This is a genomic window from Streptomyces sp. NPDC048606 (genome assembly GCF_040650855.1).
In the GTDB taxonomy this organism is placed as follows: Bacteria; Actinomycetota; Actinomycetes; order Streptomycetales; family Streptomycetaceae; genus Streptomyces.
The window spans coordinates 158,592-169,757 of record NZ_JBEZIB010000017.1 but is presented as its reverse complement, the minus strand read 5'-3'; the positions used below and the strand labels follow the sequence as shown (position 1 = coordinate 169,757).

Genomic DNA, 11,166 nt, shown 5'->3' with positions numbered 1-11,166 from the left:
GGCCTTCGGCCACCCTTGACCGCCCGTCCCGCCCCGGACAAACGAAGACTGTCGGGAAACCCCCGAAAGAACGGCCACGGGGCAGGACAAGGGGAGGACGGCCATGTCAGTGACCAGCGAGGGGCCATCCCACGGGCCCACCGGGCACCAGCCCCCTCACAGCCCCTTTCGGGACCGGGCGAGCAGGCTACCCGCGCCAAAAGTCGACGAGACCGCCCTGCGGAGCACCCGAGCGCGACAGATCGCTACGCGCTCCTCACGTCTCAGCGTCCGCCGGCCGTCTTCGGCTGGTCATAGGCGGGTTCGACGTTGGTGGCGGCCGTGGTGAATTCGCGGCCTGACGAGCCTCGGATGTAGGCGAGCTCCATCCAGCGCTCGATGCCGGTCGGCGAGACGTTCTCGTTGATCACGGCCATCAACTGGCCCTCTGCGCCGGAGGCGATGTCGCGAACCCGGCGACCCAGCAGTTCATGAGGCATGTAGGCGTAGTGCTCATTCATCGGGGGCTCCCTCGAATGTGGCGAGGAAGCGATCCCAGCCGGCCAGCGCCCGATCGAGCAGTTCCGCGCTCGGATAGACCGCGCCGGCGACCCTTGTTCTCGTGTCCTCCGCCTGACTGCCGCTGAGTACGTGGTGGGCACGGCCATCTGTAGTCACCTTGTGTAGCAGCACGACTACGAAGCTACTCGCAGTGTTTCTGTGAGTCAAGAAAACCTGCTACTCGCAGGGGAGTTGTGTGTCTGCGAGACTGTCCGCGACTGGAAGGGAGCACGTATGAGCGAGGAATTCGGCCTGGTTGTGCGCTTCTCGTTGCGTGATCGGGAAGCGGCAGTGGCATTCGACGAGCTGTGCGCGGCGACACTGGAGGGCATCAAGAGTGCCGAGCCGGGGACGTTGAGCTATGTGGTGCACGTGCCGGAGGGCGAGCCCTTGGTGCGGGTGTTCTACGAGCTGTACGAAGACCGTGCCGCGTTCGATGTCCACGAGTCGCAGCCACACACGAAGCACTTCCTTGCCGCGCGGGAGCAGTACCTTGCCGGTGTCGAGGTGACGTTCCTCGACGTGATCGGTGGGAAGGTGGCAACAGCGCAGTGAGTTCCGAGGAGCGGCGCGCCTTTGGTGCCCGAGTGGCCGATCTGCGTCGGCAGAAGGGCATGACGCAGGGGGAGTTGGCCACGGCCGTGGGTCGTACGGCGAGCTGGCTGTCTCAAGTTGAGCGGGGCGTGCAGCCGGTGAACCGCCTGGACGTGCTGAGGCTGCTTGCCGATGGGCTTGGCGTGCCGCTCCAGGTGCTTCAGCCTGATGCCCCAACCGCTGTGCAGGCTGAGCCTGCTTCCGGTCCGGAAGCAAATGACCTGGATCGGGCGCGGCTCCTGCTCTCAGGACATCCCGCGCTCGATGACCTTCTGTACCCTCGCCAGGAATTCCGCGTGGATGCGCTCATCGATCTCAGGTTGTCGGTGGGCGAGGTCTGGGAGCTCACACACGGGGGTCGTTTCGCCGAACTGAGTGCGGCGGTCGGTCCGCTGGTCTCGGATCTGGAGCGTGCGTCCCGCACGGCGCCGGAGGAGTATCGAGCTGAGCTGCACGACCTCTTGGCGAGGACCTACCAGGCCCTTGCCGCTGCGTTCGTGCGTCAGAACGAGCCGGATGCGGCATGGGTCGCTGCGGACCGTGCGATCCGAGAGGCGGAGCTTTCGGGTAACCCGCTCGGGGTGTTCGTCGGGATCTATCGGCTGTGCCATGCCTTCGTCCGCCTGAAGCGCCTCGATCAGGCGGAGTACGCGGCAGCTACGGCGGTGAGTGCCCTTGAGCGCTACGCCGAGGTCGAGGAGCCCACACCCCCGCACCTCTCCGTTCTGGGATCGCTGCATCTGATACTCGCGCTTGTGCATGCTCGATCGGGCGAGAGGTCGTCGGCGAGGCGGCAGATCGATGCCGCGCGAAGCGTCGGCCGGAGGTTGGGCGAAGACCGCAACGATTTCGAGCTCGAATTCGGTCCTACGAATGTGGAGATCCAGGCGGTCGCGACCGCAGTCGATCTCGGCGATGCCGGGGAGGCTCTGGAGATCGCGAGGGGGCTCCGCGCGGAGGGCCTGTCCCCGGACAGGCGGGCACGTCTCTTGATGGACATGGGTCGAGCCCATGCGCAGCGGCGTCAGTATGTCGATTCCCTGGATTGCCTCTTGCGAGCCGAGGAATTGGCGCCGGAGATGATCCGTACGCATGTGGCGTCCCGAGCGGTGGTGAGGGATCTCGTGCTTGTCGCGGGACGTGCCGTATCGGATGAACTCCGGGCCCTGGCCGAACGTACGGACAGCCTGGGCTGAGTGTGAAACCTGTTGCCTTCATGGGGGTTGACCGCAGGTTTGGTCGGCTTCTCGCCCGGGTGTGATGGACGGGCGTGAGGGGGTGTGGATCCGGGACCGCGGGGGTCCCGGATCGGGGGGTGGGGGTCAGTCGCAGGTGTTGAGCATCGTGATGAGCTTGTCCTTCTCCGGGGTGGTGATGCTCAGCTCGTAGAGGCTCTTGATGTGCGTCCAGGCTCTGGAGTAGGTGCACCAGTAGTCCAGGTTCGGCGGGGCCCACTGGTCGGGGGACTGGTCGCCCTTCGAGCGGTTGGACGAGGCGGACACCGCGATGAGCTGGGAGTTGTCCAGGTCGTTCGCGAACCGCTTGCGCTTCTCCGTGCTCCAGGTGTCGGCGCCCGAGCGCCAGCCGTTGGCCAGCGGGACCATGTGGTCGATGTCGATCCTCGACGCCGTGTCGACGTCCACGGCGTCGTACTCGCTGTACCAGGTGCCCTGGATGGCGCGGCACGCGGAGTCCTGCGTGACGCCCTGTCCGTCGCGGGACAGGACGACCTCGCGGGTGTCGCACTCGCCGTACTGCCGGGCCCAGTGGGGGAACATGGCGCGGCTGTAGCCGGCCATGGAGTGCGGGGGTTCGACCACGAGCCGGTCGAGTTCGGCGCGGGCGACGTCGGCGGGCGGGGGTTCGGGGAAGACCCGGCCGTGGAGGGCCGGTGCCCCGGGGGCCGCGGTGGCGGCCGGGGTGACGGGGGTGGCTTCGGCCGGGGCGGTGGCCAGGAGGGGCAGGGCGGTCAGGGCGAGCGCGAGCAGGCCGCGTACCGGCAGGTTCTTGATCACACCGTGGGGTGTAGTGGCCCGTGGGCGGGCCGGCGTGGGGGCGCGGCCGACGGATGGGCCGGCCGGCCGTCAGGTTCACCTGCAAAAACGGCACTGCGCGGGGCCGTCCGGCGCCGGCGTGCGGGTGGAGCGCGCCTGTGGGGCGGAAACAATTCTGCAATCTCTTGCGCAAACTCTTGCAACAGTTCGGGGGGCCCTCTACGGTCGCGAGCAACCCCCACCCCTTCCCGCCAGGAGGACCCCCCATGGCTCGATCCGTACGCGCCGGCAGAGCCCTGCCGGTGGTGGCCGCGTTGGCCGCCGCCACGTTCGGCCTCCAGGTGCCCCAGGCGCAGGCCGCCCCGCCGGGCGACAAGGACGTCACCGCCGTCCTCTTCGAGTGGCGGTTCGAGTCCGTGGCCAAGGCCTGCACCGAATCGCTCGGGCCCGCCGGGTACGGGTTCGTGCAGGTCTCGCCCCCGCAGGAGCACATCCAGGGCTCCCAGTGGTGGACCTCGTACCAGCCCGTCAGCTACCGGATCGCCGGGCGGCTGGGCGACCGGGCCGCGTTCAAGGCCATGGTCGACACCTGCCACGCCGCCGGCGTGAAGGTCGTCGCCGACGCCGTGATCAACCACATGGCGGCCGGCGACGGGGTCGGGACCGGCGGGTCCTCGTACACGAAGTACGGGTACCCCGGCATCTACTCGGGCTCCGACATGGACGACTGCCGGTCCGTCATCAGCGACTACCGCGACCGCGGCAACGTGCAGAACTGCGAGCTCGTCCAGCTCGCGGACCTCGACACCGGCGAGGACTACGTACGGGGCCGCATCGCCGGGTACCTGAACGACCTGCTGTCGCTCGGCGTCGACGGCTTCCGGATCGACGCCGCCAAGCACATGCCCGCCGCCGACCTCGCGAACATCAAGTCCCGGCTGAGCAGTCCGGGCGTCCACTGGAAGCAGGAGGCGATACACGGGGCCGGCGAGGCCGTGTCCCCCGACGAGTACCTCGGCAACGGGGACGTGCAGGAGTTCCGGTACGCCCGGGACCTCCAGCGGGTCTTCCGCGGCGAGAACCTCGCCTACCTGAAGAACTTCGGCGAGGCCTGGGGACACATGCCGGGCGGGCGGTCCGGGGTGTTCGTCGACAACCACGACACCGAGCGCGTCGGGGACACCCTCAGCTACAAGGACGGCTCCGCCTACACGCTCGCGAGCGTGTTCATGCTGGCCTGGCCCTACGGCTCGCCCGACGTCCACTCCGGCTACGAGTGGAGCGACAAGGACGCCGGACCGCCCAACGGCGGCAAGGTGAAAGCCTGTTACACCGACGGATGGAAGTGCCAGCACGCCTGGCGGGAGATCTCCTCCATGGTCGGCTTCCGCAACGCCGTGCGCGGCCAGGCCGTCACCGGCTGGTGGGACGACGGCGGCGACCGGATCGCGTTCGGCCGGGGGAACAAGGGCTACGTGGTGATCAACCACGAGGGTTCCGCCCTGACGCGCACGTTCCAGACCTCGCTGCCCGCCGGCGACTACTGCGACGTCCAGAGCGGACGCCCGGTGTCGGTGGACTCCTCCGGCCGCTTCACCGCCACGGTCGGCGCCGGGACCGCGCTCGCCCTCCACGTCGGCGCCCGTACCTGCGTCGGCACCCCGCCCGGCGCGGGGGCCGGCGCCTCCTTCGCCGTCAACGCCGCCACCGTCCCCGGCCAGAACATCCACGTCGTCGGGGACCGCCCCGAGCTCGGCTCCTGGAACACCGCCGTCGCGCCGAAGCTCGACCCGGCCGCCTACCCGGTGTGGAAGATCGACGTCACGCTCCCGCCCGGCACCGCCTTCTCGTACAAGTACGTCCGCAAGGACGCCGCCGGCAACGTGACCTGGGAGAGCGGGACGAACCGCACCGCCACCGTCCCCGCGAGCGGCCGGGTGACGCTGAACGACACCTGGCGCGGCTGAGCCGCGGCCCACCGACCAGGGCCGCCCGGCACTCACCATCCCCGCCGGCGCCGGGCGGCCCTCATCCCGTACCCGAGGAGATCCGCCTTGATACGCCCCGCCGCAGGAGCCCTCGCCGCCGCGCTGGCCGTGACGCTCCTGCCCGCCCTGCCCGCGGCGGCCACCGCCGACCGGGCCCCCGCCCCGCCCTCCGACGCGAAACTGGCCAAGGAGCCCGCCCGCCACGACCTGACCCGGGAGCAGTTCTACTTCGTCCTCCCGGACCGGTTCGCGAACGGCGACCCGAAGAACGACCGGGGCGGCCTGACCGGCTCCCGGCTGCAGACGGGCCTGGACCCGACCGACAAGGGCTTCTACCAGGGCGGCGACCTCAAGGGGCTGACCGACCGGCTGGACTACATCAAGGGCCTGGGCACCACGGCGATCTGGATGGCGCCGATCTTCAAGAACCAGCCGGTACAGGGCAAGGGGGACGACGTCTCGGCCGGCTACCACGGCTACTGGATCACCGACTTCACCCAGGTCGACCCGCACTTCGGCACCAACGCCGACCTGGAGCGGCTCGTCGACAAGGCGCACGCCAAGGGGATGAAGGTCTTCTTCGACGTCATCACCAACCACACCGCCGACGTCGTCGACTACCGCGAGGGCGCGTACGGCCACCTGTCGCAAGGGGCCTTCCCCTACCTGAAGAAGGACGGCGTGCCCTTCGACGACACCGCCAAGGGCGCCTTCCCGCCCGTCGACGCCGACTCCTTCCCGCGCACCCCCTTCGTGCCCGAGGCCAAGAAGAACCTGAAGGTCCCCGCCTGGCTCAACGACCCGACGATGTACCACAACCGGGGCGACTCCACCTTCGCCGGCGAATCCTCCGGCACCGGCGACTTCTTCGGCCTCGACGACCTGTGGACCGAGCGTCCCGAGGTCGTCCGGGGCATGGAGAAGATCTACGAGAGGTGGGTGCGGGACTTCGACATCGACGGATTCCGCATCGACACCGTCAAACACGTCGACACCGCGTTCTGGACCCAGTGGGCCACCACGCTCGACGCGTACGCCGCCGAGCGCGGACGCGAGGACTTCTTCATGTTCGGCGAGGTCTACTCCGCCGACACCGCCGTCACCTCCCCCTACGTGACCCGCGGCCGCCTCGACGCCACCCTCGACTTCCCGCTCCAGGACGCCCTGCGCGCCTACGCCTCCCAGGGCGCGCCCGCCTCCCGCCTCGGCTCCGTCCTCGCCGACGACTACCGGTACACCACCGACAAGGCCAACGCCTACGAGCAGGTCACCTTCCTCGGCAACCACGACATGGGCCGCTTCGGCACCTTCCTGAAGCAGGACCGGCCCGGCGCCGACGAGCGGGAACTGCTCGACCGCTACCGGCTCGCCAACGAGCTGATGTTCCTCACCCGGGGCAACCCCGTCGTCTACTCCGGCGACGAACAGGGCTTCACCGGCGCCGGCGGCGACAAGGACTCCCGCCAGCCGCTCTTCGCCTCCCGCGTCGCCGACTACCTCGACGACGACCAGCTGGGCACCGACCGCACCCACGCCGCCGACGCCCACGACCCCGGCCACCCCCTCTACCGGCAGATCGCCGCCCTCTCGAAGCTCACCCGCGAGCACCCGGCGCTGCGCGACGGCGTCCAGAGCGAGCGCCTCGCCGACGGCTCCGTGTACGCCTTCGCCCGCACCGACGCGAAGTCCCGCACCGAGTACCTCGTCGCCGCGAACAACGCCGCCGAGGGCCGCACCGTCGAGATCGACGCCCCCGCCGGAGTCCAGTACCGCACCCTGTACGGGGGCACCGCGCTGCTGCGCGCCTCCGCCGGCGGCAAGCTGACCGTGCCCGTGCCCGCGTACGGCTCCGTCGTGCTGCGCGCCGAGACCCCGCAGGCCAAGCCCGCCACCGGACCCACCCTCACGCTGGGGGCCCCGGCCGCCGGCGCCACCGGCACCGTCGAGGTGGGCGCCGAGGTCACGGGCGGCGCCCTGAACCGGGTCGTGTTCGCCGCCCAGGTCGGCAACGGCCCCTGGCAGGTCCTCGGTTCCGCCGACCACGCCCCCTACCGGGTCACCCAGCACGTCGACGCCGCCGAGGGGACGCCCCTGCGCTACAAGGCCGTCGTCATCGATTCCGCCGGACACACCACGAGCGCGCTCGCCGCGTCCGCGGCCGGCCGGACCCCGCCCGCGGAGGTCCCGACCGCCACGCAGCGCGAGTACGCCGTCGTCCACTACAACCGGCCCGACGGGGACTACGCGAACTGGCGCCTGTACGCCTGGGGCGACCTCGCCGACGGCGAGGCCAAGCCCTGGCCCGAGGGGCACGGCTTCACCGGCCGCGACGCCTACGGGGCCTTCGCGTACGTCCGCCTGAAGCCCGGCGCCACCTCCGTCGGCTACCTCGTCATCGACAAGGACGGCAACAAGGACGTCGCCGCCGACCGCGTCCTCGACGTCACGAAGACCGGCGAGATCTGGCTCGAACAGGGCAAGGACCCCGTCCGCACCCAGCGGCCCGACCTGCCCCCGGCCGACACCTCCAAGGCCGTCCTGCACTACCAGCGCCCCGACGGCGCCCACGACGGCTGGGGCCTGCACGTGTGGACCGGCGCCGCGAACCCGACCGACTGGTCGAAGCCGCTCATGCCCGTGCGCACCGACTCCTACGGCGCCGTCTACGAGGTCCCCCTCGCCGCCGGCGCGACCTCCCTGAGCTACATCCTCCACAAGGGCGACGAGAAGGACCTCCCCTCGGACCGGTCCCTCGACCTCAAGGGCACCGGCCACGAGGTGTGGTTGCTGGCCGGCAAGGAGAACCACCTCCTGCCCCAGCCCGCCGGCTCGGCCGCCGCCGTCGACATCGCCAAGGCCCACGCCGTCTGGATCGACCGCGACACCCTCGCCTGGAACGCCCCCGACACCGCCGCCTCCGTCCAGCTCCTCGCCTCCCGCGAGGGCAAGGTCACCGCCGAGAACGGCACCCTGCGCGAGAACGGCGCCGCCTGGCTGCGCCTGAACCGCTCCGCCCTCACCCCCGCCCAGAAGCAGAAGTTCCCGCACCTGGCGGCGTACGCGGCCCTCACCGTCGACCCCCGCGACCGCGACCGGGTCCGCGACGCGCTGCGCGGCCAACTCGTCGCGAGCGCCCGCGCCGCGAACGGCGCCGTCCTCGCCGCCACCGGCGTCCAGCTCGCCGGCGTCCTCGACGACCTGTACGCCAACGACACCCCCCTCGGCCCCGTCTTCAAGGACGGCCGTCCCACCCTCTCCGTCTGGGCCCCCACCGCCCGCGAGGTCTCCCTCGAACTCGACGGCCGCACCGTCCCCATGCGCCGCGACGACGCCACCGGCGTCTGGTCGGTGCGCGGCGAACGCTCCTGGTCCGGGAAGCCGTACCGCTACGCCGTGCACGTCTGGGCCCCGAGCACCCGCTCGATGGTCCGCAACCTGGTCACCGACCCGTACGCCACCGCCCTGACCGCCGACTCCACCCACAGCCTGGTCGTGGACCTCGCCGACCCGAAGCTGGCCCCGCCCGGCTGGAAGGACCTGCGCAAGCCGGCGGCCGTCCCCTTCACCAACGCCCAGATCCAGGAACTCCACGTCCGCGACTTCTCCGTCGCGGACCGCACCTCGAAGCACCCCGGCCGCTACCTGGCCTTCACCGACACCGACTCCGCCGGCATGCGGCACCTGCGCGACCTGGCCGGCGCCGGCACCTCCTACGTCCACCTGCTGCCCGCCTTCGACCTCGGCACCATTCCCGAGAAGGCCGCCGACCGCACCGAACCCGCCTGTGATCTCAAGGTCTTCGCCCCCGACTCGGAGGAACAGCAGGCCTGCGTGGCGGCCGCCGCCGCGAAGGACTCCTACAACTGGGGCTACGACCCGCTGCACTACACCGTCCCCGAGGGCTCGTACGCCTCCGACCCGAACGGCACCGCCCGCACCGTCGAGTTCCGCAGGATGGTCCAGTCCCTGAACGGGGCCGGACTGCGCACCGTGATGGACGTGGTCTACAACCACACCGTGGCCGCCGGACAGGACGACAAATCGGTCCTGGACCGCGTGGTGCCCGGCTACTACCAGCGACTGCTGGCCGACGGCACCGTCGCCACCTCCACCTGCTGCGCCAACACCGCCCCCGAGAACGCCATGATGGGCCGCCTCGTCGTGGACTCCCTCGTCACCTGGGCCAAGGAGTACAAGGTCGACGGCTTCCGCTTCGACCTGATGGGCCACCATCCGAAGGCCAACATCCTGGCCGTCCGCAAGGCCCTCGACTCCCTGACCGTCGCCAAGGACGGCGTCGACGGGAAGAGGATCGTCCTCTACGGGGAGGGCTGGAACTTCGGCGAGATCGCCGACGACGCCCGCTTCGTGCAGGCCACCCAGAAGAACATGGCCGGCACGGGCATCGCCACCTTCTCCGACCGCGCCCGCGACGCCGTGCGCGGCGGCGGCCCCTTCGACGAGGACCCGCGCGTCCAGGGCTTCGCCAGCGGCCTGTTCACCGACCCGAACGGCTCACCGGCCAACGGCACCACCACCGAGCAGCGCGCCCGCCTGCTGCACGCCCAGGACCTCCTGAAGGTCGGCCTCTCCGGCAACCTGGCCTCCTACTCCTTCACCGACTCCACCGGCCGCCGCGTCAGGGGCTCCGACGTCGACTACAACGGCGCCCCCGCCGGCTACGCCGCCGCCCCCGGCGACGCCCTCGCCTACGCGGACGCCCACGACAACGAGACCCTCTACGACGCCCTCGCCTTCAAGCTGCCGGCCGGCACCACCCCCGCCGACCGGGCCCGCGCACAGGTCCTGGCCATGGCCACGGCCGCGCTCTCCCAGGGCCCCGCCCTCTCCCAGGCGGGCACCGACCTGCTCCGCTCGAAGTCCCTGGACCGCAACTCCTACGACAGCGGCGACTGGTTCAACGCCCTGCACTGGGACTGCCGGGACGGCAACGGCTTCGGCCGGGGCCTGCCGCCCGCCGCCGACAACCGCTCCAAGTGGACCTACGCCAAGCCCCTGCTGACCGGTCCGGTCCCCGGCTGCGCCGAGATCGGCGGAGCCTCCGCCGCCTACCGCGACCTGCTGCGGATCCGTACGACGGAACCGGCCTTCGCCCTCACCACCGCCGAGGCGGTCCAGGCCCGGCTGTCGTTCCCGCTGTCGGGCCCGGACGAGACCCCGGGCGTGCTCACCATGGCCCTCGGTGACCTGGTGGTCGTCTTCAACGCCGGCCCCGAGCGGCGGGCCCAGCGGATCCCCGCCCTCGCGGGCGTCGGCCACGCCCTGCACCCGCTCCAGGCGGGCGGCGCGGACCCGGTGGTCAAGGGCGCCGCGTACGAAGCGGCCACGGGGGAGTTCACCGTACCGGCGCGGACGGTGGCCGTCTTCAAGCGGTCCTGACCGCCCGACCGCCTGACCGCCTGAGCGCCCGGGCACCCGCACGACGAGGCCGGCGCCGGCCCCCGCTCCCGGGGGTCGGCGCCGGCCCCTTGCGCGCCGCGCGCAGCCGGCTCACACGTCGAGGCGCCGCTCCAACAGGATCACCCCGTAGACCCGGCCGTCCTTGCCCTCCTTGTGCGGGAACTCGCCGACGATCCGGTAGCCCGCGCCCCGGTAGTACTCCAGCAGCCGCGGGTTCGTCGACACGCAGTCCAGCCGCGCCCGGTCCCTCCCGGTGCGGGCGATCCGCCGCTCGGCGTGCACCAGCATCCGCATCCCGGTGCCGGGGGGAGCCGCCTCCCGCTCCACCATCAGCCGGTGCACGTAGCCCGCGACCGGCGGCTGCACGCCCCAGGCCTCCTCGTCGGCCCACCACAGCTCGTACCCGCCGACGACGTGCCCGTCGGCGTCCTGCGCGAGCCACACCTCGCCGTCGCGCATCCGGGCACGGAAGTGCGCCTCGTCCTTGTCGCCCGGCTTCCACTGCTCGATGCCGCGCGCCAGTATCCAGCGGGCGGCCCGGTCGTACAGTTCCACCAGCGTGCCGGCGTCCTTCTCCGCGGCCTGCCGGAACAACACCCCGTCTTCAATGATCACCTGGGCATTATCGG

General features: G+C 71.1%; 8 protein-coding genes. 4 read left to right on the top strand and 4 right to left on the bottom strand.

Features of this window, described 5'->3' with window-relative positions; all coding sequences use genetic code 11:
• Positions 1–263: 263 nt before the first annotated feature.
• The gene (locus AB0D01_RS20155) at positions 264–500 is read right to left on the bottom strand and encodes a hypothetical protein (protein ID WP_363057030.1); all 237 of its coding nucleotides are present in this window, start codon (positions 498–500) and stop codon (positions 264–266) included.
• Positions 493–672: a hypothetical protein gene (locus tag AB0D01_RS20150; protein ID WP_363057028.1), complete on the bottom strand. Its 180-nt coding sequence runs from the start codon at positions 670–672 to the stop codon at positions 493–495. The genes AB0D01_RS20155 and AB0D01_RS20150 overlap by 8 nt, the downstream gene beginning before the upstream one ends.
• Before the next feature lie 102 nt (positions 673–774).
• On the opposite strand from AB0D01_RS20150, the gene AB0D01_RS20145 reads away from it, so the two are divergent.
• Together AB0D01_RS20145 and AB0D01_RS20140 are read left to right on the top strand one after the other, a co-directional pair.
• Entirely contained in the window at positions 775–1,095 is a 321-nt protein-coding gene (locus AB0D01_RS20145) for an antibiotic biosynthesis monooxygenase (protein ID WP_363057026.1), read from the top strand.
• Positions 1,092–2,330 carry a helix-turn-helix transcriptional regulator gene (locus tag AB0D01_RS20140; RefSeq protein WP_363057024.1) on the top strand — a complete coding sequence of 413 codons (1,239 nt, stop codon included), beginning with the start codon at positions 1,092–1,094 and terminating at the stop codon, positions 2,328–2,330. Before AB0D01_RS20145 ends, AB0D01_RS20140 begins: the two co-directional genes overlap by 4 nt.
• A gap of 126 nt (positions 2,331–2,456) precedes the next feature.
• Here AB0D01_RS20140 and AB0D01_RS20135 read toward each other — a convergent pair whose 3' ends face one another.
• Positions 2,457–3,149 (bottom strand): HNH endonuclease family protein, encoded by a 693-nt coding sequence (locus tag AB0D01_RS20135; protein ID WP_363057022.1) that lies wholly within the window; start codon positions 3,147–3,149, stop codon positions 2,457–2,459.
• A 245-nt stretch (positions 3,150–3,394) separates the two neighbouring features.
• Between AB0D01_RS20135 and AB0D01_RS20130 the strand changes: the two genes are divergently transcribed.
• A complete protein-coding gene (locus AB0D01_RS20130) occupies positions 3,395–5,095 on the top strand; it encodes a carbohydrate-binding module family 20 domain-containing protein (RefSeq protein WP_363057020.1) in 1,701 nt (566 codons plus the stop codon).
• A 90-nt stretch (positions 5,096–5,185) separates the two neighbouring features.
• Positions 5,186–10,516 carry a pullulanase-type alpha-1,6-glucosidase gene (pulA, locus tag AB0D01_RS20125; protein ID WP_363057052.1) on the top strand — a complete coding sequence of 1,777 codons (5,331 nt, stop codon included), beginning with the start codon at positions 5,186–5,188 and terminating at the stop codon, positions 10,514–10,516.
• A 111-nt stretch (positions 10,517–10,627) separates the two neighbouring features.
• Here the strand turns inward: pulA and AB0D01_RS20120 are convergent, their stop codons facing one another.
• Positions 10,628–11,152, bottom strand: coding sequence for a GNAT family N-acetyltransferase (locus AB0D01_RS20120; protein ID WP_363057018.1), 525 nt, complete (start codon positions 11,150–11,152; stop codon positions 10,628–10,630).
• Positions 11,153–11,166: the final 14 nt, after the last annotated feature.

Excerpts from the sequence above, each read along its gene's own strand:
- AB0D01_RS20155 (WP_363057030.1), bottom strand. The coding sequence starts at position 500 with ATGAATGAGCACTACGCCTACATGCCTCATGAACTGCTGGGTCGCCGG.
- AB0D01_RS20145 (WP_363057026.1), top strand. The coding sequence starts at position 775 with ATGAGCGAGGAATTCGGCCTGGTTGTGCGCTTCTCGTTGCGTGATCGG.
- AB0D01_RS20130 (WP_363057020.1), top strand. The coding sequence starts at position 3,395 with ATGGCTCGATCCGTACGCGCCGGCAGAGCCCTGCCGGTGGTGGCCGCG.